Source organism: Halodurantibacterium daqingense (assembly GCF_042666235.1).
GTDB classification, from domain to species: Bacteria; Pseudomonadota; Alphaproteobacteria; order Rhodobacterales; family Rhodobacteraceae; genus Halodurantibacterium; species Halodurantibacterium daqingensis.
Window position 1 is genome coordinate 25,569 of the sequence record NZ_JBHTFQ010000012.1, and the last position, 21,245, is coordinate 46,813.

The 21,245-nt window shown below is 65.0% G+C and carries 25 protein-coding genes; 7 read left to right on the forward strand and 18 right to left on the reverse strand.

Annotated features, from left to right (window positions below):
- Nucleotide 1 precedes the first annotated feature (1 nt).
- The 11 genes from ACFQXB_RS17410 to ACFQXB_RS17460 are packed head-to-tail and all read right to left on the reverse strand — an operon-like array spanning nt 2 to nt 8,954.
- Nucleotides 2-1,330 carry a TrbI/VirB10 family protein gene (locus ACFQXB_RS17410; RefSeq protein WP_377406431.1) on the reverse strand — a complete coding sequence of 443 codons (1,329 nt, stop codon included), beginning with the start codon at nt 1,328-1,330 and terminating at the stop codon, nt 2-4.
- The gene (locus ACFQXB_RS17415; RefSeq protein WP_377406434.1) at nt 1,327-2,022 is read right to left on the reverse strand and encodes a TrbG/VirB9 family P-type conjugative transfer protein; all 696 of its coding nucleotides are present in this window, start codon (nt 2,020-2,022) and stop codon (nt 1,327-1,329) included. The genes ACFQXB_RS17410 and ACFQXB_RS17415 overlap by 4 nt, the downstream gene beginning before the upstream one ends.
- A complete protein-coding gene (locus ACFQXB_RS17420) occupies nt 2,019-2,678 on the reverse strand; it encodes a virB8 family protein (protein ID WP_377406437.1) in 660 nt (219 codons plus the stop codon). Before ACFQXB_RS17420 ends, ACFQXB_RS17415 begins: the two co-directional genes overlap by 4 nt.
- 14 nt (nt 2,679-2,692) lie before the next feature.
- Nucleotides 2,693-3,490 (reverse strand): type IV secretion system protein, encoded by a 798-nt coding sequence (locus tag ACFQXB_RS17425; protein WP_377406440.1) that lies wholly within the window; start codon nt 3,488-3,490, stop codon nt 2,693-2,695.
- Nucleotides 3,487-4,680 (reverse strand): lytic transglycosylase domain-containing protein, encoded by a 1,194-nt coding sequence (locus ACFQXB_RS17430; protein WP_377406442.1) that lies wholly within the window; start codon nt 4,678-4,680, stop codon nt 3,487-3,489. Before ACFQXB_RS17430 ends, ACFQXB_RS17425 begins: the two co-directional genes overlap by 4 nt.
- A 4-nt stretch (nt 4,681-4,684) precedes the next feature.
- Nucleotides 4,685-4,897, reverse strand: a complete 213-nt coding sequence (locus tag ACFQXB_RS17435; protein ID WP_323020488.1) for a hypothetical protein — start codon at nt 4,895-4,897, stop codon at nt 4,685-4,687.
- Nucleotides 4,894-7,278 carry a VirB4 family type IV secretion/conjugal transfer ATPase gene (locus tag ACFQXB_RS17440; RefSeq protein WP_377406445.1) on the reverse strand — a complete coding sequence of 795 codons (2,385 nt, stop codon included), beginning with the start codon at nt 7,276-7,278 and terminating at the stop codon, nt 4,894-4,896. The genes ACFQXB_RS17435 and ACFQXB_RS17440 overlap by 4 nt, the downstream gene beginning before the upstream one ends.
- A complete protein-coding gene (locus ACFQXB_RS17445) occupies nt 7,268-7,546 on the reverse strand; it encodes a type IV secretion system protein VirB3 (RefSeq protein ID WP_377406447.1) in 279 nt (92 codons plus the stop codon). The genes ACFQXB_RS17440 and ACFQXB_RS17445 overlap by 11 nt, the downstream gene beginning before the upstream one ends.
- A gap of 25 nt (nt 7,547-7,571) precedes the next feature.
- Nucleotides 7,572-7,850, reverse strand: a complete 279-nt coding sequence (locus ACFQXB_RS17450; protein ID WP_377406530.1) for a TrbC/VirB2 family protein — start codon at nt 7,848-7,850, stop codon at nt 7,572-7,574.
- A gap of 32 nt (nt 7,851-7,882) precedes the next feature.
- Nucleotides 7,883-8,617 carry a lytic transglycosylase domain-containing protein gene (locus ACFQXB_RS17455; protein WP_377406532.1) on the reverse strand — a complete coding sequence of 245 codons (735 nt, stop codon included), beginning with the start codon at nt 8,615-8,617 and terminating at the stop codon, nt 7,883-7,885.
- The gene (locus tag ACFQXB_RS17460; protein ID WP_377406449.1) at nt 8,589-8,954 is read right to left on the reverse strand and encodes a hypothetical protein; all 366 of its coding nucleotides are present in this window, start codon (nt 8,952-8,954) and stop codon (nt 8,589-8,591) included. The genes ACFQXB_RS17455 and ACFQXB_RS17460 overlap by 29 nt, the downstream gene beginning before the upstream one ends.
- A gap of 252 nt (nt 8,955-9,206) precedes the next feature.
- On the opposite strand from ACFQXB_RS17460, the gene ACFQXB_RS17465 reads away from it, so the two are divergent.
- Nucleotides 9,207-9,422 carry a hypothetical protein gene (locus tag ACFQXB_RS17465; protein ID WP_377406451.1) on the forward strand — a complete coding sequence of 72 codons (216 nt, stop codon included), beginning with the start codon at nt 9,207-9,209 and terminating at the stop codon, nt 9,420-9,422.
- 123 nt (nt 9,423-9,545) lie between these two features.
- Here the strand turns inward: ACFQXB_RS17465 and ACFQXB_RS17470 are convergent, their stop codons facing one another.
- The 7 genes from ACFQXB_RS17470 to ACFQXB_RS17500 all read right to left on the reverse strand — a co-directional run bounded on the left by ACFQXB_RS17470 (nt 9,546) and on the right by ACFQXB_RS17500 (nt 14,302).
- The gene (locus ACFQXB_RS17470; protein ID WP_377406454.1) at nt 9,546-10,271 is read right to left on the reverse strand and encodes a ferric reductase-like transmembrane domain-containing protein; all 726 of its coding nucleotides are present in this window, start codon (nt 10,269-10,271) and stop codon (nt 9,546-9,548) included.
- Entirely contained in the window at nt 10,268-10,723 is a 456-nt protein-coding gene (locus ACFQXB_RS17475; RefSeq protein WP_076534177.1) for a hypothetical protein, read from the reverse strand. Before ACFQXB_RS17475 ends, ACFQXB_RS17470 begins: the two co-directional genes overlap by 4 nt.
- A 9-nt stretch (nt 10,724-10,732) precedes the next feature.
- Nucleotides 10,733-11,161 carry a hypothetical protein gene (locus ACFQXB_RS17480; protein WP_377406456.1) on the reverse strand — a complete coding sequence of 143 codons (429 nt, stop codon included), beginning with the start codon at nt 11,159-11,161 and terminating at the stop codon, nt 10,733-10,735.
- Nucleotides 11,162-11,164: 3 nt separating this feature from the next.
- Complete coding sequence (locus ACFQXB_RS17485; protein WP_377406458.1) at nt 11,165-11,758, reverse strand: L,D-transpeptidase; 594 nt, start codon at nt 11,756-11,758, stop codon at nt 11,165-11,167.
- A 57-nt stretch (nt 11,759-11,815) separates the two neighbouring features.
- Nucleotides 11,816-12,277, reverse strand: a complete 462-nt coding sequence (locus ACFQXB_RS17490; RefSeq protein ID WP_377406460.1) for a c-type cytochrome — start codon at nt 12,275-12,277, stop codon at nt 11,816-11,818.
- Between the two features lie 98 nt (nt 12,278-12,375).
- Nucleotides 12,376-13,854 carry a multicopper oxidase family protein gene (locus ACFQXB_RS17495; protein WP_377406462.1) on the reverse strand — a complete coding sequence of 493 codons (1,479 nt, stop codon included), beginning with the start codon at nt 13,852-13,854 and terminating at the stop codon, nt 12,376-12,378.
- A 73-nt stretch (nt 13,855-13,927) separates the two neighbouring features.
- On the reverse strand, nt 13,928-14,302 hold the full coding sequence (locus ACFQXB_RS17500) for a hypothetical protein (protein WP_377406465.1): 375 nt from the start codon (nt 14,300-14,302) through the stop codon (nt 13,928-13,930).
- Between the two features lie 870 nt (nt 14,303-15,172).
- Here ACFQXB_RS17500 and ACFQXB_RS17505 point away from each other — a divergent pair.
- From ACFQXB_RS17505 to ACFQXB_RS17530, 6 genes are read left to right on the forward strand one after another with little or no spacing between them, the layout of a single operon-like run.
- On the forward strand, nt 15,173-15,925 hold the full coding sequence (locus ACFQXB_RS17505; RefSeq protein WP_377406468.1) for a hypothetical protein: 753 nt from the start codon (nt 15,173-15,175) through the stop codon (nt 15,923-15,925).
- Nucleotides 15,922-17,565, forward strand: coding sequence for a cbb3-type cytochrome c oxidase subunit I (locus tag ACFQXB_RS17510; protein WP_377406470.1), 1,644 nt, complete (start codon nt 15,922-15,924; stop codon nt 17,563-17,565). Before ACFQXB_RS17505 ends, ACFQXB_RS17510 begins: the two co-directional genes overlap by 4 nt.
- Before the next feature lie 16 nt (nt 17,566-17,581).
- Complete coding sequence (locus tag ACFQXB_RS17515) at nt 17,582-17,779, forward strand: hypothetical protein (RefSeq protein WP_377406473.1); 198 nt, start codon at nt 17,582-17,584, stop codon at nt 17,777-17,779.
- Nucleotides 17,776-20,055, forward strand: coding sequence for a heavy metal translocating P-type ATPase (locus ACFQXB_RS17520; RefSeq protein ID WP_377406476.1), 2,280 nt, complete (start codon nt 17,776-17,778; stop codon nt 20,053-20,055). Before ACFQXB_RS17515 ends, ACFQXB_RS17520 begins: the two co-directional genes overlap by 4 nt.
- On the forward strand, nt 20,052-20,279 hold the full coding sequence (locus tag ACFQXB_RS17525; protein ID WP_076534160.1) for a DUF2933 domain-containing protein: 228 nt from the start codon (nt 20,052-20,054) through the stop codon (nt 20,277-20,279). The genes ACFQXB_RS17520 and ACFQXB_RS17525 overlap by 4 nt, the downstream gene beginning before the upstream one ends.
- 38 nt (nt 20,280-20,317) lie before the next feature.
- On the forward strand, nt 20,318-21,226 hold the full coding sequence (locus tag ACFQXB_RS17530) for a WD40/YVTN/BNR-like repeat-containing protein (RefSeq protein WP_083701373.1): 909 nt from the start codon (nt 20,318-20,320) through the stop codon (nt 21,224-21,226).
- Nucleotides 21,227-21,245 lie beyond the last annotated feature (19 nt).

Here is a 21,245-nt window from a genome sequence, read left to right on the forward strand (position 1 = left end):
GTCACAAGATCTCCAGATCGCGGTCGACCATGACCGTGATGCGCGTGCCCTGCTCGACATGGATCACGGGGCGGATCGCGAGATAGTCCTGCATCACGCCTTGGGTCGCATCGCGCAGATCGCCCGAGACATCGCGCGCAGCACCCGCAGTTGTTGTATCCTCGATCTGGCCTGCCGCGACCGAAGGCAACGCGCCGATGAGCGAGATGAGCGCGGCCGAGCCAAACCGCTGCGCGAAGCGGGTGTCGACAAAGCCGGTGGTGCCGGTGCGGCCGAGCTCGTCCCCGCCAAAGGCACTGATCTCCACGGTCTGGTTGTCGGGCAGGACGATCCGGTCCCAGGCCACCATGACGCGCGACTGTGCCAGCGCGACATCTGAGCGGTAGCGCCCGATCAGCCGTGCCCCGCGCGGGATCAGGACGCGGCTGCCGTCGAAGGAATGCACATCCTCCGAGACAATGGCCCGGATCGCGCCGGGCAGCGTGCTGTCGAGGGCTGTTTCCGTCACAGCCTGGATCATCGTACCCTGCACCACCGTGTGCGACGGGTTCACGATCACCTCGGCCCGTGTGACCGGTGCCGGCCTTGCGCCGGCGCGCACGAAAGCCTCGTCCGCACTGAGCCGCGCCTGCTCCTGCGCATCGCCGCGATCAGCGGCCTGTCCGGCCCCGGACCAGGCGATCATCGGCGAGGCCACGCGGGCGGCCTGCGCCTCAAGCTCGGCCAGGCGACGGCGCTCGAGTTCGGCCAGACGCAGTTCCTCCTCGTCCGGTCCGATCCGGGCGGGGGTGGGCGGCGTCAGGCGCGCGACCTCAAGCTCCATGCGCAACTGATCAAGCTGGCGGTCGCGTTCGGTCAACTGTCGTTCCAGCGCGCGCTGCGCCTCGGTCGATGCCGATTGGAGTGCCGCGATCTGGGCGGTCAGATCGGCAATCGCGGCCTCGGTGCGATCATCGGGCACCTCGGTCGGACGCGCACGCAGCTCCTCAAGCTCGGCCCGCAGGGTTGCGAGGCTCTCCATCAGGGCAAGCTCGGCGCTGGACGGGCCAGTCTCGACCGGGTCCGGGGCGGCAGGCGGATCGGGCTGGCGCATCGGTGCCAGATCGCCAAAGCCTGAGCCCAGGGTCTGGAACTCATCCGGGGCAGCGGTCACCAGCATGGCCTCGGGCTTGGGCTGCAGCGCGATCCACATTACCCCGCCAAGCGTGGCGATCCCGCCGACCCCGAGAAGGGCCGTCAGAACGCTGGCACTGCCGCGCGCGCGGCGCTTGCCGGTCGCACTTTCGAGGGCTGCAAGGCGGGTGGCGAGGTCTTCGGTGTCCTGGCTCATGACGTTGGCGCCCGCATGTCCTGCACACAGACCTCGTCATCGCCCAAGCGCAGAACCCATTGGCGGTTGACGCCGGAGACACGGATGACGCCATCGCTGAGGACCGTGCTGTTGACCGCCCGCTCACCGCCATTGGTGTAGCGGAAGATCGCGGGGACCGGCGCGTTCCGCGCAAAGCGGAAATAGGTGAAGGTGCCGTCATCCCAGATGGCCGTGGGCGTGAACTCGCGGCTGCTGCTGACGGCATAGTTGGCGTTCGGGGCATCGGCCGCCACGGCGCGCGCGGGCTGGACTCGGGCCTCGGGGTAGCGGAACTGCACGACGTAATGCGGCGTCTCGCGCGCCTCGACGACGTGGAAGTAGTAGGAGCGGCGGTTCGTATAGACCGTGATGTTGGTGGCCACGCCCGAGGCGGCAGGCTTGATCGCGAAGGCGCGTCCGCCGGGCACACCGTCGAACTGGAAGCCCACCGTGTCGCCCGCGATGATCGAACGGATGGTCTCGCCCTCGCCGAACTCGACCGTGGTCACGCGGGTAAGGCTGGTCACCACGCGGTAGACCTGCCCCTCGGTCCAGGTGGCGATCCGGACGCGGTTGTCATGAGGGCCGGGGCGCGGGGTCACTTCGGCGAAGGCTGCGGAGGCTGAAATCGCGCTGGCGATGAGCACGACGGGCAAAAGAGCACGGGTCATTCGGAACGGTCCGATCGGATGGCATATTGGGTGACGGTGAAGCCGAAGGGGTTCTGCCAGACATCATCGATCGAGCGGGTCCGTTCGGGGCGGAAGGCAAACATCAGCGTGGCGGTGAACATGCCCGCCTGCGCGCCCTGCGGGCTGGTCAGGCGCTTGCGCAAGCGAACCTGGGCGCGGTTGTCGCCGATCAGCGTGATCGAGGCGATCTCGACGGCCATCTCCGCCGAAGGGCCGTAGCGCGTCGGCGGATAGCTCTCCTGGCCCGAGGTCCACATGGCGCGCATGCTGGCCTCGGCCGCTCCGGTGGACTGGGCCAGCACGCGGCGCACGCGCAAGTCGTTGTCGAGCTGGTTATAGGCTTCGCGGTCGAGGATGTAGCGGTAGATCTGTGCCTCGATCACGGCGGGCCGCTCGGCGAGCGAGACGGCTGCGACCGTGGCATTCGGGAGCGCCATGCCGGTTTCCGGGTCATAGGGTACGACCACGGGGGGCGGGATCTCGATCATCAGGGCGACGGCGGCGGCGGCAAGACAGCCGATCACGCCGAACCCCGCGCCGCCGATCCCGATCATCTGCCAGAGCCGCTCGCGGCGCAGCGCGCCGTGGATCAGCTCCTCCTCGACGAGTTCGCGGGTACTCAGGCCAGTGGTCATGTCAGGCACCCCGGTCATGGTCGCAAGCTCGGCAGGGTGAAGTCCATGTAGCGACGCTCCTCGGCGATGGTCGCGGCATCGACCACGCCCGCATTGCCCGCGCCGAGCGTCTGGATCGCTTCAAGCTCCCACATCCGCGTCATGGCGATGGCGAGTTCTGCGGTGACACGGGTATTGTGGTCCATCGCGGCCTTGAGATCCTCCATCTGGGGGATCATCGTGACGAGCCGCTCGACGCGTTCGAGGGATTGCGCGGCTTCGGCATGACTGTTCTGCGCCGCGGCCGACATGACGGCCCCGGTCGTGGCGCGCGTGGCAACCCCTTCCGCGCCAGGATTGCCGCTGGTTGCGATCTCGCGCAGCGAGTTCTCGTCAAAGCCTGCGCGCGCGAGCACCTGCTCCATCTGCGTGCGCATGGGGCCCGCAGTGATGCCCAGAAGGTTGCTCCAGTCCCCTGTCTGGATGCCCCGGATCAGGCCAGGCAGATCGCGGAACTTGGCCTCGAGCAGACCGTCGAGGCCGTCGCCCATCACCATGCCGAGGATGCTGCGCGGCCCGGTGAGCGAAGCATACATCTCTTGCAACTGGTCGAGCTGGTTCTGGACGACCTCGAGCTGCTCGAGCGCGTTGTCGAGCAGGTCAGTCTGGATCCCGAAATCCTGCAGCATCTGCTGAAGCTGGCGGATTTCCTGGGCGATGTTCTGGGTGTCGACCGTCGGCACGCCTTGTGCGCTCACAGGACCCGCAAGGGCGGTGGCCAGCGCGAGCGTTGCCGCACCGCTGGCAAGGGAACGGGACAAGCGCCTGATCATCGCAAACTCTCCAGGGTGAAATTCATGAACTGCCGCTCGGCGGCTTGGGCTGCGGCCATGGCGAGTTGCTCCTCGCTCAGCGGCTGGGTGTGGGCGGCCTTGATACGGGTGCGGATCGCGACCAGCCGGGCCAGTTCGGCGCGCGCATAGGTATTGAGCGCGATGGCCTCGTGGATGTCTTCGGTCTCACTGACGCGGCGGATGATGTCCTGGACCCGCAGCGCGGCCGCTTGGACGGAGACCAGCGAATAGTCGCCATAGACGCCCGCGCCATGGGCCGAGAGGCTGAAGCTCGCATTCGCCAGAAGGGCCGGATCAATGGTGCCCAAGGCATCGATGCCGCCGACCGCGGCGAGGTAGCGGTTGTATTGCTGCGGGATCACCACGACGTAGTGCTGGGTCTCCGCGAAAGGGGGCACGCCGCCATATTGCTGCACCCGTCCAGGGCCCGCGTTATAGGCCGCGAGCGCGTGGATGATGTTGCCATCGAACATGTTCAGCATCTGCGCGAGGTAGCGTGCGCCGCCCGTGACCTGCAGCCAGGGGTCGTCGTAATAAGCCGGGTAAATCCCGAGATCGCCCGCCGTACCGGGCATGATCTGAGTGAGACCAAACGCCCCCACGGGCGAGCGCGCCCCCACCTGGAACCGGCTTTCCTGCCAGATCAGCGCCTGCAACAGGCAGCGCCATTGCACGAGCGTGAGGCCTGCGCGGCTCACCCCGGGCAGGCTATGGGTGTGGCGTGCAGCGCGGATGATCAACTCCTCCACCCCTTCCCGGGCATCGCCGAACATCCGTGCTGCCGCCGGGTTGTTGTCCTCGGGCGCATAGAGGCTGGCCGCGGCCGTGCTGACGCCACCGGCATCACCCTGCCCTGCCTCAAGCCCCGCGACCGTGCCTGCGACATCGCCCGCGCGCAGGGTCATCGCATCCATGATCCCGTTCAGGGCCGCGAGTTGCTGGCGCTCGATTTCGGCCAGTTCCTCCTCGCGGGTCAGGCGATCTTGCTGCAGCGCCAGATCCTGTTCACGCTGGTCGATGATCGCCTGCCGGCCCGCGAAAAGGCGCAGATCGAAGGTCGGCACGCCCTGTGCGTTGGCCGGGGCCCCGAGCCAGACGCTGCAGGCGCCGGCAATCACACTCGAGAGGAATGCAGTGCTGGCCAGGTTTCGGATGCAGGCGGCGGTCATCGGATCAGCCGCCCGCCCCCAGCAGCACGAAATCGCAGGATGTATCGCGCCGGGTCGCGATCTCGCCGCTGGTCGAGACCGTCACCGCGGAGGCGGAGCGCGCGGGCGCGTCACGGAAGTTGAAGCAGTTGGCCTGCGCGGGGTTATGCTGGGCGCAGGCTGTCAGGGTCAGGCCGAGGCCGAGCAGCACGGCGCTGCGGGTGAGGATACGGGTCATGTCACTCTCCAGAAATCGGGGCGGTCACGGTAGCCGGGGCCGACAAGGGCCTCGCCCTTCTCCATGCCGCCGAGGATGGTCACGAGGGGGCCGAGCGCGCTCAGATCGGCATCGATCACGACCGAGCCACGGTCGTCGCGTACAAGCGCGAGCCGCGAGGCCGAGCCGACGCCCAAAAGCACGTCGAGTTCCTTCTCGCTGAGGCCGAGCATCGCGTAATCCGCAGCCGATGCGCGGATGTTGGGCAGGAGCACCTGGGTCGGCACGGCTTCGACGATGGTCTTGCCGGTCCGGGTGCGCTCGAGCTGGCTGGCATATTGCGTCATCATCACGACGACGGCGTTCTGCTTGCGGGCGGTCACCAGCCAGTTCGAGAGCCGCTCCGCGAAATACGCGTTGTCGAGCGCCTTCCAGGCCTCGTCGATCACGATGATCGTGGGCTTGCGGTCCTCGATCACCCGCTCGACGCGGCGGAAGAGGTAGGACAGGACCGCCATGCGTTCGCGCTCGCTCTCGGAATCGAGGATACCGGTCAGATCGAAGCCCGCGACGTCCCCGTCGATGCTGAAGCTGTCCTCGGCATTGGCCCCGAAGATCCAGCCATAGCGGCCCTCCGCCGTCCATTCCTGCATCCGCTCGAAAAGATCGCCCTCATCATCGGTCGAGACGAGGAGCGAGGCGAAGTCCGACCAGTTCCTGAGGCCTGCGTTTCCGGCGCTGGCGTTTTGGCGCACGACCTCCTGCAGACGGTTGGTCTGCACCGGGGTCAGGGGTCGGTCCCGGCGCTCGAGAAGGCTTGCGAGCCAGTCGGCCAGCCACGCCTGACCGCGCGGGTCGATCTCGGTCTGCAGGGGATTGAGGCCCGTGGGCCGCCCCGCCCGCACCGTCGAATAGCTGCCGCCAAGCGCGCGGACGGCCATTTCCATGCCGGCACGATAATCGAAGACGAAAAGCCGCGCGCCTGCGCGCCTTGCCATGGTCATGAGGAACGCCGCCAGCACGGATTTGCCCGACCCGGGGCGGCCCAGGATCAGCGTGTGGCCACCGGTAGGCTCGCGATCCGGTGCGCCCTGTTCGTGGAAGTTGAAGCGAAACCCGCTGCGCTCGGGCGTCGGGAAGAGAGTGATCGGCACGCCCCAGGGCACTTCCCGGCCAGTCTTGCCGAGCGGGGTGCGGTGGAAAGTGGCGAGATCGGCGAAATTGTGGTTCGTGATCGCGGCCTTGCGGCTGCGCGCCCCTGTGTTCCCGGGATGCTGCGCCATGAAATGCGCCCGCGCGCCGAAGGCTTCCGAGATCAGGTTGATGCCGGAGGTGGCGGAGATGTTGCGGATTTCGGCCGCGATGTCGTCGAGGGCAGCCTGGGTGCGGGCATAGACCGCCACCGTCATGTGATGCTCGCCGAAGATCAGGCGTTTCGACTCCAGATCGTCCTGTGCGAGTTCGAGTTCCTGCGCGAGGCTGACGGCACCGTCATTGGCGGCCTGCATCAGCCGCAGCTGCCGCTTGATCCGGCCTGCCATGATGTTGGCGTTGATCGGCACGAAGGAATGGGTGACCACCATGTCGACGGGCAGGTTCAGTTCGTCGAGCATCAGGCTGTCGGTCTTGGCAGGGTAGTTCTTGACCGCGAAGATCGTGCCGAGCTTGTCGCCCACGGCGCCGTCTGACAGCGCGATGGTCGTGCCGCGGAAGGTGACGCGGGTGTTGGCAACATCCTCGGCGATCACGCCCAGGCGCGAGCGCGGGAAGAGCGGGTGCTCTTCGCCCGTGTTGAGCGAGCCAACGAAGCCCAGAAGCTCGCCGGTGCTGGCAGCAAGCAGGCGGGGCTTCAGCTCATCGAAGGACGACAGGAGAAACCCCACGACCTCGTCCAGCTTGCGCAAGCGGCGTGTTGTGTCCGCTGCATGACGCGCACGCGACGCGCCCAGACCGAAGGGCAGACGGCTGCCCGCCTCCGGGCGCTTCAGCACGGTCAAGGTCAGTGTCTTGTCGCGCAGGCCAGATTGACCCAGATGCGCCCGCCAGCGCTGATCGACGGCGGCGGTGAACCCCTCGCCCGGGATGGGCGGTAGGGTCACATCGACCGCTTTCGACACCTTATGCAGGTAGAAGGAGAACTCGGTCCCCACCTGCGCGACGATGCCTGCCAGGAGCCCGCCGATCCGGTCGAGATGGGCGTCCTCGCTCGTGATGCTGTTCACCCCTTCGAGCCGGATGCACTGCATCAGCTCGTTGCCGCGCGTCCGGATCGTTCGGTCGGTCACGAGGCTGACGTAAGGCAGCATGGACGAGAGCCGCTTCTCGCCCTTGACCCATGCGGGCAGCGCGGTCAGCGGATCGAGGGCGTCTGCGACGTCATCGGCAACACCGTCACGGGGCATAGCTGTCGCCCCCGTGGAGCTTGCGGTTCGAGGTCGGCGGGGTTTCCTGCAAGGTAATGACCAGGACGTCGAGGAAGTTCGGATCCCAATCCGCGGCTTTCCAAAGCGCCGGCCAGGCCAGCCCCGCGAAGACGGCTACCACCCAGCTCTGCACCCAGAGGAACAGAAGCGTCGAGCCGAAGAGCCAGACCATGGCGTACATGATCGGCAAGCCCATAAGCTTGGGTGGCCTCAGAAGGCCGATGAACACGCGGGACTGGTCGGACATGGCCGAGACCTCCGGAAGCTCTGGCTCAAGTCGTCCAGATGGCGGCAACGATGGTGGGGGCTGCGGCGATGCCCGCGATCGCGACCACGACCCAGAGCGCTTGGCGGAAATCGAGGATGCCGAAGAGCCAGGAGAGGAACACGCCGATCAGCGCCAGCGTGCCGATCACGATGCCCAAGGGGCCGGTGATGGCGTTCACGATGCCCTGCAGCAAGGTCTGGACCGGCGAGAGATCGATGCTCTGCGCCAGTGCGGGATCTGCGAGCATGATGAGCGCCATTGCGCCCATGAGCGCGCAAGTCACCGCGCGGGCGGCAACGGGGGAAAGTCTGGATGTCACGAGAGATCTCCTCTGAGCCGTTGGAACACGGCAGTCACACGGGCCACATGGCCCTGGGTTTCGCGAAAAGGGGGAATGCCGCCATGGCGGGTGACCGCCTCGGGCCCGGCATTGTAGGCGGCCAACGCCAGCGCAGGATCGCCGAAGCGCTCGAGCATCATCAGAAGGTACCGGGCCGAGCCGTCGAGGTTATGCGCGATGTCATGGGGATCGACGCCAAGATCACGCGCGGTTCCGGGCATGAGCTGGCCAAGCCCGATGGCCCCAACAGGGCTCAGCGCGCGCGGGTTATAGGCACTCTCGACTTCGATATTGGCGCGGTAGAACAGCGTCCAATCGGTGACCGACAGACCAGCCTGACGCAGGGCGTCATGGCTGCCGTAGCGCAGCGCGGTGGTCTCGATGGCGTGGAGGATTTCGGGGGAGGCGCGGACAGCAAGCGGTGTCACGGCAGCGGCCGCAACCTGAGCCACTGGCTGACCTGCGTCCGGCTGTTGCGGTCTTGCGAAAAGAAAGAGGCGGTCCGTCTGCGTCCCATCCGGGGCGGCGTCCGAGGTGTCGAACGCCCGCAGCGACTGCGTGCCGTTCGCGATATCGATCAGCTGCCCATCGGGGCTGACCTGGAAGATGAAACCGTCGGCGAGGGCCAAGGGTGCGGAACAAACACCTGTACCCAATGCAACGACGAGCGCGAACGCGCGGTCAGTCGTCCTTGACCAGAACCGGGCCAGTCCGCGGCTGTGCCACGCGGCCGGGGGCGGCGTGACGCTCGCGTCCGCCTTCTTCAAGGGGAATGCTGGCGGTTGTGCAGCCCATTTCGGCGAGGAAGCTGACAAGACCGACGATGGTCTTGAACTCGCGCACCTTGAGGTAACTGCGGCTGGTGACAAGCATCTTGTCGGCCCGACCGTCTTCCGCGACGGCGCGCGCAACCCATGTGCCGTACCAGCTGTTGTGCCGTTTTTCGCCAGCTTCCTTGCAGACCACCTCGAGGAGGTAGCCATCGGCAAGCAGGCTTCGCAGTCCGTCTTCTGTAACCACATTCGGGGCTTCTTCTATATGGGCCATCCGCTTCGGGTCCTTTCCTGCCTGAGGTGCAGCATCGGCCCGCGGGGTCGTAACACCGCGGTCGATACGAGACAACATGAACGATAGCAAGACAATAATAACGACTTGACGAAAATCGCCTTGCTCTGATAACGGTGCTACAGGACGAGATTGCAACATGAAAGGCGCAAAAGGAGTTTTGCCCTGCACATGTCATGTGCGCGCAACGCTATCCTCGCGACTCTGATCGTGGTGGCACAAGCGCAAGACGCTGTGGCTGCGCCCTGTATCGCACCAGAACGCCCCTTCCTGCCCCAGTCGCGCGAGGACATGCGCCTCTACGCCGATCTGCTGCGCGCGGACTTCGAGACCTATATCGCCGAGGTCCAGACCTATTTCCGCTGCCTTGACGAGGAACGCGCAAGGGCGTTTGTTGAAGCACGAGAGGTTACTGAACAGTACGGGCAGTTCCAGCGCGCCCAGGAATAGCGTCCGAAATCCGCACGTGTCTGGTGTGGGGATTGCGTGGGCAAAGCCAATTCGAAGCGCAATCTCGAGCATCCCACGTTTGCTTGCTGTAAAGGAGCACGGAAGGGAACTGCCAGTGGTTAATCAGTTGGGTTCCCTGCGCAGGCGATGGCGGGTCGTACTGGCGAAGGCGGAGACCCGGAGTGCTACAACTCCGAGGACCAGAATTGCGAAGGGGAGCCGCAACGGGTTCGGGTCAGGTGTCGCCCGATGAAAGCTCAGGAAATGCGCGTAGAGGAAGTAGGCCGTATGCGCGACGACCAGCGCCCAGAAGACCAGCGCCGTCATCTGGACGGTCTTCCAGGACGCCGCGCCGAGGGTGCGCACTGCGCGATCATTGGACGTGATCAGAAGGATGAAGCCGATACCGAGCGCGAGGATGCCAATGGCATTGGCGAGCCCGAATCCGTGCTGCAGCATCACGTATCGCAAGTCGAACGGATGATATTCGAAACCGAACAGGCGAATGAGGTTCCATTCCACCCAACCGTCGAGAATGATCACCGTGTGTACCATGGCCAGAGCGACCGAGTAAATTCCGAGTTCCCGCCGCCAAGGAAGCCATCTCGCGCATACGCGAAAAATACGTGGTGCGGCACCAAGTGTCATCGTCAGGGCAAGCAGCAGGACCGCCGCATCACCGAAAGCGCGGTTCCATCGATGCATCGGGCTCCACTGACCATGCACGAGCGAGAAGGCATACACGAGCGCTGCGGCAGTTATGACAACGACGACATGACGCATGAGTGTCCGCCACCGGTTCGCAGATGATGGTGACGGTGTAATGGGCGAGTTGATGGCAGTGGTCATTGAGAAGCCTCGTTCGGGAAGTTTATTCTTCGCGTGTGAAATGAGCGCCATCTCCGCCATACGGCGATGGACAAGACAACGATTCCGCCGGCGGTGAGGTAAGGCCGCATCGGATCGAACCAGATCATCAGGGCTTCGCCGCCGAAGATCAGCATGAGGATCTTGTTGCAGGTCGGACAGGCAATCCCGACGAAACCCACCGTTCCTCCTGCTGCGGCGCGCCGAAGCCCGCAGGCGCTCGGAAGAGCGACGAAGGTTCCTGTCAATGCGGCGAGCAGTACCAGGGATGGAAATTCCCACGCACCGACGGGCGTCATCCGGACGAAGAGCGGGTTAGCCCAGACAGCAGAAACCGTTCCCATCGAAGCGAACACAAGCACTGCGCCCAACCAACCGCGCAGGAACGGGTGCCATACTTGCGGCCAGAACCAGATCGATTCTTTAACCGACATTACATTTCCTTATCGAGCAGTATGGTCCAACCGGACGATTTCGCCGTCGAGGGCGATCTGGAAGCGCCATCGCCCTCCCATGGGAAAGCTGCCGGTTCCCCTCCAGGTGCCGTCGGATCGGCGGAACATTTGCACCGGCGTGCGCCCCATGTCGTGGCCGACCATGGTCATTGATACACTTGGTGGAATGAGCGTCGCGTCGTTACTGCCGTCGTTGCTTTCGAACCATACGGTGATATCGAAGGCATATGCCTGACCATCCTCCACTGCGACAAGAAGGCGACCGCCGGCGACATCCCCCGCAACGAATGTCTCGGCAGCATTCGGAGAGCCGATATGGTCCCGGTTTGCAGTTAGACCGAAGATCATGAACGCCCCAACGGTCCCGGCGACCAGCACGAGCGGGACCGCGATCAACCCTGTGCGAAAAAGCCTCATGGCCTAAAGAACCACAACCTGGGTTCCAATGCGGACCAGATCATAAAGCTGTTCGACATGGTGATTGAACAGACCGAAGCAACCGTTCGATGCTCGGCGCCCGATTTTTCGTTCATCGTCAATCCCATGGATCCGGTAATATTGCCAGGAAAGGTTCAGCGCTCGAGTGCCAAGCGGGTTGTTCGGCCCCGGGTGGACAATTGCAGGCAGCGTCGGGTCGCGTTCGCGCATGCTCGGAGTCGGGATCCAGGTTGGGTTCATGCGCTTCAGAACGATTTCAGTGCGGCCGCGGCGGGTGAATTCCTCGGTCATCGGCACCGAGCAGGGATAAACCAGATAGGTGCTCTCGTCCTCGGACCAGTAATGGACGGCGCGCGAAGCGCTGTCGCAGATGATAGCACCATGCCGCAGACTATCGAAATGATCACGCCATTGCACGGTTCGGAAGCCCATGGAGTTGCGGCGGGCGCGGGGGGTGCTGTCGGCTTCGATCTCGCCGACGAGGCTTTGAGCGAGAGAGGCGCTTGCGCTCAGCGAAACAAGGCCGCTTCCTGCCAACGTCAGCAACTGGCGGCGGTTGAACATGACTTTTTTCATTCGGTTTCTCCTACTTGGTGCTGGATGTGATTGCTCGATCAGGTTTCACTTTGCGTGTCACTCGATCCCGTTCGCGCGCTGAAGCGTGCGGATATAGGCGATGATGGTGTTCACTTCGGCGCGCGTGACGCCTTCGATCGGGGGCATATTGCCAAATCGCCAGTGATGCGCGCGAACGCCGTTCAGCACGGCAATGTGGAAGGCTTCATCGGAGTGATGCCCCGGGTGATAGATGCGGTGCACCAGCGGCGGCGCAATATCCTCCCGGCCGGCCGCATTCGTTCCGTGGCACGCGGCGCAGAAGGTCGCGAAGGCGCGTTCGCCCATGGCTTCCGTTTCGGAAAGGCTGGCCGGAACGACAACTTCGACTATGGGAGCCGGGGCAAGCTCTGTCGGCAGATCGGGTAAATCCGAAACCGAAAGCGAGGTTTCGTTTCCATTGTTCCACAGGTTCAAGGCGATGACACCCATCACGCCAAAGATGACCGCGAAAATGAAGCGCAGAGTCGATTGTTTCATGGAAATCTCCTTTCCTGCCCGCCCCTGATGACTTGCTGTCGTATTGAAGTTTCAAGGACGGGAAGACCGCAGCGGCATCACTGCCGCCGCGGCGAGTCTCAAGCCGAAACGACCAGTTCGGTCATCATGCCCGTGATGAGATGTGGCATGTGGTGGCAGTGCAGCATCCAGCGCGCCGCCTCGCCCGCATCGAAGGCGATGGTGACCATCGACATCGGCGGGATATGCACCGTGTCGCGCATCGCGCCGTTGATGCGCCGCATGCCGATGCCGGGCCCGCCGATGCCGACCACCTGGAAGACATGACCGTGCAGATGCATCGGATGGGCCATCATCGACATGTTGTGGAACATTAGCTCGACGCGTCCGCCCGAGCGCACCTGGATCGGCACATGCTCGCCCCAGATCCGGTCGTTGATCGTCCAGCGATAGGGGGACATGGTGCCGCCCAGCATGACCATCTCGCTGTGTGCCTTGGCACGCTGGGGCATCGCATCAGCGGCTTGCAGGCTGGCTTCCTGTGCGAGGTCGTAGTCAAAGGCCGGCGCGGCCTCGTCGCCCAGTTCGGCGACGTGCGAGACCTGAGCCGAGGGGGTGGCAAGGATGATCCCGGTCCGCTCGCGCTCACCTTCGCGCAGGGCAAGGATTGGCCAGGCACCTTCCTCTGCGGGGAGATCGAGTTCGATATCCAGCCGCTGCCCCATAGCAAAGCCGAACCGACGGCCGGAGAGCGGCTCGACGGCATGGCCGTCCACAGCAACCAGACGCCCTTCGATACCGCCCGTATCGATCCAGAACACGGTTGCCGAGGCTGCGTTGATGATGCGCAGCTTGACGCGGCCGCCCCGCTCGACCCTGACGATTTCGGGGTCGGAAAGCGTTCTGTCGTTGGCCAGATAGGCATCGAAGTCGATATCGTTGAGATCCATCTCCATGCCATTCATTCCGGCCATGCCGCCGTGATCACCTCCCATCATCCGGCTCATCATGCCGCCACCCATCGCGCCGTGATCCATGGCACCATGCCCCGGCCCGTGATCAATATTCGCCATCAGTTCATCGGGAGATGTGAAGGAGAAATCCTGCAGGATCAGGACGACTTCTTGCCGGTCCTCAGCGAGATCTTCGTCTGAGCGGACGATGAGCGGCGCGGCGAGCAGCTGCATTTCCTGAACGGGCATGTGGCTGTGCATCCAGTGAGTGCCCGCCAGCGGCGCAAAGTCATAGTCCCGCGCCTCGCCCGGCCGCAGGGCGGGCATGGGGGCGTCGGGCACGCCATCCTGATCATTGGGCGGGATCTGCCCGTGCCAGTGGATCATCGTCTCGATATCGAGCGCGTTTTCCAGCCGGACGCTGAACCGCTCGCCGGGATCGAGGATCAGCCCCTGCCCGCCCCGGGCGTTTTCCAGCCCGAAGACGTTCGCGGCCCGACCGCCGATGTCCAGCACACGGCTTGCGGCGCGAAGCAGGTGCTGGGGTGCTGCGGTCTGCGCGCGCAAAACGACAGGCAGCGAGAGCGCGGCCATCGAGGCAGCACTTGTCGCCATGAACCGGCGACGGGTGTAACGAGTGGTCATCAGATAAGCTCCTGTTTGCCGACGGATTTGTCGGCGATCACTTGTCCCGGCCATGCGACCGGAGGGCGATGTTTCAGGAGCGCGTTTTGGGAGGTCTGAGATCGGGTGCGGCCGCAAGACCGCCCATGATTTGTCCGCCGGAGAGGAGGTAAGGCACGGACGCGAAGACCGTTATCGAGGTCGGGTCCGGTAGCAGCGAATGCAGCGTTGACATACAAGGGAGGATGCAAGAGCTGCACTCAGCATCCAGAGCGTGGTCCGGGTTCTCGCCATCAACACAGCAGTTTGCGCGCTGCGTGTCGGCATGTTCTTGTTGCAGTTGAACGTCGAAGTTATTCGGATGCGCTGCCAGGGCATGACCCTGCAGGATCGGCGAAAAAACCAACATCGCGACGAAGATTGCCGCGATCCAGGGCCGCCAGAAACTGTACGTACAACGATCGTTCATAGGACGACGATAAGCGCGTGCCCTTGCTCCGTCCAGCAGGGATGCTTGTCTCAGCTTCAACAAGAGCGTGAACCCCGCTGGCTGGCAAGCGCTGCAGCCGGCCCCTTCTCAGGCAGGCCATGCCCTTATGGCAAATTGAAGGGCCGTCCGTATCGGGACCGCGAAATCAGCGCGTTTGATCTTGATCAAGGCAAGACCAGGCCGGGGAGGTGTACTGGGCGATCATACTTTCGGACGAGACAGCATGACAGGGGTTCGGATCAACAGCGAGACGGGGGCATGGAGCTGGCGCTGGCTGCGTTGGTTCATGGTGTCGTTGATCCTCCTGTCCCTCGGACTTGCGACGATCCAGATGGCAGATGCCCATCCCGTCCAGCATCATTCCGATCATGGTTTGACGACAGCCTTGTCCGATGTCGCGCCTGGCAGCCCGGAGTGCTGTGACGATGCGGATCCCGGGCATGCAGCAGGTGCCTGCGCAACTTCCGGACATTGCGTTGCCTGCGCGACTTCGACAGCGGGAACACTCGCGCCAGCCTTGTCGCCCGAGGCACGTCCTGACCCGCGCCTTATCGTCCTGCCTGCGGGCTTGACCTCGGATCCGGCCGGACGCCCTCCGAAATCTGCCTGAACGGTCTGACAGGAGCACGGTCGCGTTGCATCGCGCTCCTGCCGCACGAGCGGGCAGTAGAGCCTATCCGGCACCTCGACCTGCTTCGTGAGCAAAGCGACCGCATTCCGGTTCACTGCGTGCAGTGAGGCCCCTTGCGGTCCGGCAATGCCGTTCCGGTGACGCAGGCAGCCCAGCCCGAGATCAGGATTCCACGCTGCCGCGATACCCGGAACCCTCAGCGATGAAGGTTTCCATCAATGCACGACACTTCCCATTTAACCACCAGGCGCGGCTTTATCGCGGCGACCGGCTTCGGCGGCACGGCACTTTATGCCCTCTGGGTCGGCTATGGCGCAGCGCCCGGCCCGTTGGCGCTCTTTGGCGCAACGCATGCCGAGGACGCAGGGGGCCATGATGATCATGCGGCCCATTCGGCGCCCGAGGGCCAGTCGCTGACACGCCAGGAGTTCGAGGCGCAGGTGCAGGACTTCGTTGCCCGCTTCGGCGAGGCTGACGGCAGCGTGCGGCCGCGTCATCCTGATGTTTCAGGCTCCGCCATGGCCGAGGGCGCGCATGATGGCCAGACGGCGGATCATGCGGCGCATACGGGGACGGGGCATGTTGGCCATAGCGGCCACGGTGACCACGGCGGCCATGGTGCGGCAGCGCATGCCCCCCAGCCCGTTACGGACGCGCATCGCCACGACCCGAGCGCGCCGATCGACATCTGGCTGCGGGCCGGCCAGTTCTTCTTCGAGCCCGCACATCTGCGGCTTGAAACGCATCAAGCCTACAGGTTTCGCATGATGGCAACCGATGTGTCACACGGAGCCTCGATCCATTTCGGCCGCGGCGGGCGGATGATCCGGCTGCGACCGGGGCAACTAGTCGAGACCGACATCACCCTGCACCGGCCGGGCGAGTTCCTGATCTATTGCACCTACTATTGCGGCGCAGCCCATGACGTGATGCAGGCGCGCCTCAGCGTGACGGAAGGGGGTGTGGCATGACCGCCTCGCTTCGTGACCGGCTGGACCATCTTTCTCCCGGCGACCGCAGACTGCTGATCGCGCTCTCTGGTCTGGCCATCCTCGCGCTCCTCACCGGTATCGTCGGTGGCACCGGTGTGGCGCTGGCGCGTGCCGGCTGGATCGACCTCATCCCTGAAACGGGCTTCCGGCTTCTGACCCTGCACGGGGTCGGGATATTCTTCTACTGGCTTTACCTTGTGCAAGGCGCCATCCTGCTGGCGCTTGCCGCGATTGAGGCCGGGCGGGGGCTTGCCGCACGCGGCTTGGCCTGGGGCGGATTTGCGCTGATGCTGGGCGGGATGGCGCTGTCGCTGGGCGCGATTTCGGGCGGCACGCCGCTTCTCTATAATGGCAACCCCGAACTTGCCGAATACGAGTTGGGTCGGCTTGGCGTCTTCAATGCCGGCTATATCCTGCTGGGACTCGGGTTGATCGTGCTGCCGGCGACCGGGGTGGCGACGCTCCTGGCTGCGGTGCGGCGGGCGGGGGAATTCTCGGCGGTCGGCTTCGCGCTCTTCGCCTGGGCGGGGTTCCTGATGGTGACGGGCTTTGCGCTGGTCTATGTCTTCGCGCCGGGGCTCCTCTGGGCGCTGGGGCTGGGCGGGATGCCCGCCAATCACAGCACCAACTGGCACATCGTCTTTCACAACATGCATTACCTGCCGCTGATGGCCACGGTCATCGTCTGGTATGTGCTGATGCAGGAACTGATCGGTGTGAAGTCAGTCTTCGGCGCACGGTTCTCCAAGCTCGTCTTCGCCGCTTACCTGGTCTTCGTGCCACCGACCTCGCTTTACCACATGTTCCTGGAGCCCGACCTGCCGGGCGCGGTGCGTATCGCCGGCTCGCTCCTGTCGCTCTTTGTCAGCGTGCCGACGCTGACCGCCTTCCTGATCATCGTCGCCTCGCTTGAGGTGCATGCCCGCACGCGCGGTGGCCGGGGCCTGTTCGGCTGGATCCGGGCGTTGCCCTGGCGGGAACCAGCGATGGCGGCGGCGGGGTTTGCAGTGGTCAACATGGCCTTCGGGATCGTGCTGGCCTTCGTGCTGATCCAGGCGGACCTGGCGCCGCTTCTGTCGGATACGTTCTTGGTGCCGGGTTATTTCCACTTCTTCACCGTCGGCACGGTTTCGCTGAGTTTTCTGGCCGCACTGGCACTGATCCTGCCCGCGCTGACCGGGCGCGGTCTGGCCGTGCCGGGGCTGGCGCGCTTCACCCCGCATCTGGCGACCTTGGGACTTGTGGCCTTTGGCGGGGCCGGGGTGGCGGCGGGCGACATGGGTGTGCCGCGGCGCGTGATTGATGCCGGCTATGGCGGGGACGCGCCCGCGCTCTGGCCCGCGCTGATGGGCTGGGTCGCCGGGGGCGGGCTGCTGATGGCCCTGGCCTTGGCCGCTTTTTCGCTCTCGGTTGCAGCGACATTGCTGCCCGGGCGCGCGACGGTGCCCCCCTTGCCGCATTGGGATGCGGCCATCACGCCGCGCCCCGGTGCCGCCGCGCTGGTCGGGCCGCTGGCAGTGCTGGTGATCGTGATCGGCATGTATGCCGCAACCGCTACCGGGTTCGAACTGATGCGCGCGCTGCCGATCGAGGCAGCGGGCGGCGCCCATGGCCATTGATGGAAAGGACAAGGATATGAAATTCGACATCACGCTCATCTTCACCGTCGCAGCAGTCTGGGCGGTTCTGGCGCTGGCCTATGCGCTGGCGCCCTGGTCGGGCATGATCGGCTATGCCTGGGTCTGGGGCTTCGGTGCGGCGCTGTTCCTCGGACTGGGGTTGGCGTTGCGGAGAGCATCCGCCGCCCATCTCAAAGTGGAGGGCAGATCATGACCGATCAAGCCAAACCCACCGCCCACAGTGCAACCGTCACACTCACCGTGCCCGGTATGGGCAGCGATCATTGTGCCGGAATCGTCAAGACCTCGCTCAGCCGTCTGGATGGCATCGGCGCGGTTCGGACAAGCATTGCCAGCCACCGTGTCGAGGTGTCCCACGATCCGGGCAAGGTCGATGCCGCCGCGATGCGGGTCGCCGTCGAGCGCGCTGGGTATGAGGTCGATGCGATCGAAACCGCAGAAAGCCGGTCGCCAGCGGGAGCCGCCGAGTCCGAAGATCGCTACCTGTCGCAGGCCTGGAACCGGCTGGTCTTTGCCGCCGTTCCGGCCACGCTGATCATGCTGATCATGGTCCCGCACATGTTCTGGGCGAAGATCCCGGGGTATCTGCTGATCGTCGCGGTGCTGGCCTTTCCGGTCGTCTTCCTGCGCGGTGGCTGGGCCACACATGTCTCGGCCTGGCGGTCACTGACCAACCGCACCGCCAATATGGACGTCCTGATCTCGATGGGCAGCCTGCCGCCCTATCTGATCGGGTTGATCGGCTTCGTCTATCCGATGACCTCGTTCATCGAGATGGCGGCGACGATCATGACTTTCCACTTGCTGGGCCGCTATCTGGAAACCCGCGCCAAGGGCCGCGCCAGCCAGGCGATCAAGCGGCTGATCACCATGGGCGCCAAGACCGCCTCGGTGCTGCGCGACGGTCAGGAGGTCGAGCTACCGGTGGCCGAATTGCAGCCCGGCGATGTGATGGTGGTGCGCCCCGGTGCCAAGGTGCCCACCGATGGCGAGATCGTGGAGGGCAACAGCCATCTGGACGAATCCATCGCCACGGGTGAATCCGTGCCTGTCGAAAAGGGCCCGGGCGATGCCGTGATCGGCGCCACGATCAACAAGGAGGGGCTTTTGAGGGTGCGCGCCACGCGCGTCGGTGCCGATACCTTCCTTGCGCAGGTCATCCGGCTGGTCGAGGAAGCACAGGGATCGAAGGTGCCGATCCAGGAGTTCGCCGACTGGTTGACCGGCAAGTTCGTGCCGGCAGTGCTCATCATCAGCCTTGCCAGCTTCGCCATGTGGCTGGTTCTCGGTGAGAGCCTGCGGCCGGTGCTCGGCTGGGGGGCGGGGTTCCTGCCCTGGGTCAATCCGGACCTTGCGCCGTTGATGGTGGGGGTTCTTTCGGGCGTCGCGGTGCTGGTCATTGCCTGTCCCTGCGCGCTGGGACTGGCAACGCCGACGGCCTTGATGGTGGGCTCCGGCATGGGGGCCGAGCGCGGTGTGCTGATCCGCTCGGGCGAGGCAATCCAGACTCTGAAGGACATCAAGGTGGTGGTGCTCGACAAGACCGGCACCGTCACCAAGGGCAAGCCCGCGCTGACCGATGTCCACGCGCTGGAAGGCTTTGACGAGGCACAGGTGCTGCGCTCTGCAGCCTCGGTCGAGGCCGGGTCCGAACACCCGCTTGCGCAGGCCATCGTCGCGGGCGCGCGAGAACGCGGGCTGGACATTCCGGAGGTTGCGAAGTTCCGATCCATCACCGCGCGCGGGGTTCAGGGCGAGGTCGAGGGCGGCATGGTTTGCGTTGGAAGCCGACGGCTGCTGACCGAGGCTGGCATCCCACCCGAGGCGCTGGAGAGCCGGCTGGTCATACTGGAGACCGAGGGCAAGACCGCGATGCTGGTCGCGATCGGCGACCGGCCGGCGGGGCTGGTGGCGGTGGCCGACACGATCAAGGAAGACTCCAAGGCCGCCATCGCCGCGATGCAGGCGCTTGGCATCCACGTTGTCATGGTCACCGGCGACAACGAGCGCACCGCGCGTCATGTCGCGGCGCAGGTGGGTCTGGACGAGGTCAAGGCCGGTGTTCTGCCCGAGGGCAAGGTCGAGGCGATCCGCGCATTGCAGGCCCAGCATGGCGAGAAGGTCGCCATGGTCGGTGACGGGATCAACGATGCCCCGGCGCTCAAGCAGGCCAATGTCGGCATCGCGATCGGCGCAGGCGCCGATGTGGCGATCGAGGCGGCCGATGTCACCCTGGTCACCGGCGAACTGACCAAGGTGGTCGAGGCAATCCAGCTTTCGAAAGCCACGTTCCGCAAGATCGTTGAGAACCTCTTCTGGGCCTGGTTCTACAATCTCGCGGCGATACCTGTCGCCGCGCTCGGCCTCCTGCATCCGATGATCGGCGTCATCGCCATGACCGCAAGCTCGCTCTCGGTGATCGGCAATTCGCTGCTCTTGCGGCGAGCCAGAATCGGGGTGGGCAAATGATGGATCCCTCAGAGCAGAAATCCGGTGATGCCTCCCCGAAGCCGGGCTGGCACAGCTCGCCACCTGTGGTTGCCGCCTGTGTGGTGCTGGCCGGGCTGGGGCTGGCACTGGCTTTCGAGCATCGCGTGCATCTGATGGCTAGCCTGCCACTGATGCTGCCGCTTGGGATTTGCCTCGCGATGCATGTCTTCATGCATCGCGGCCATGGCGGCGGCGGCCGATGACACCGCCGCGGCGAATTAGGAAGACGGAGAATGACCAAATGAGAACCAATATCAAGATCACCCGCCGCAGCATGCTCATGGCCTCGGGTCTGGGCGCACTTGGTCTTGGCGGGGCATTTGCTCTCGGCTTCGGTGCACCTGCCCGTGCCGAAACACCGCTTGCCACTTTGCTTTCGCGCACGCATGTCCATGGGCTGGCGGTCGACCGGCAGGACCCGCACCGCCTGCTGATCGCCACGCATCACGGGCTGCACGCGCTCGATATCGACAGCGGGTTGACCATGCAGGTCTCCGATCACCGCGACGACCTGATGGGTTTTGTCGCCCACCCCGTGGAGCCCGGTGCCTTCCTCGCCAGCGGCCATCCCGCGCGCGGCGGCAATCTGGGGGTCATCGCCAGTTCGGACGGCGGCGAGCGCTGGGTGCAGATTTCGGCCGGCGTGAACGGGCCGGTGGATTTCCACCAGATGGACATCAGCAAGGCCGATCCGGCCGTGGTCTGGGGCAACCATGGCGGGCTCCAGCGCAGCCGCGACGGCGGTGCGACCTGGGAGCGGGTGGCCGATGCGCCGACCGGGCTGATCGACATCGCCGCTTCGGCACGCGACCCGGAACGGCTCTATGCTGCGACCGAGGGCGGGCTCTGGGTCAGCGCCGGCGATGCACGGAACTGGCAGCGCGCCCATCCCGCACAGGCGCCGGTGAGCTTTGTCGAGGTGACGGCCGATGGCATCCTTCATGCCTTCATCCTAGGCGAGGGCCTCGTGCGCCGGGCCGAGGATGAAACGGCTTGGGAGAGCCTCCACCCCGGCTTCCAGGATCGGTTCCTGCTTTATTTCGCCGCCGATCCGCTGACACCGGAACGCGTCTTCGCGGCAACCCAGCACGGCGAATTGCTGGCTTCCGAGGATGGCGGACGCAGCTGGCGCCGACTGGGCATCGAATAACCCCGCCGCGCGCGGTCCT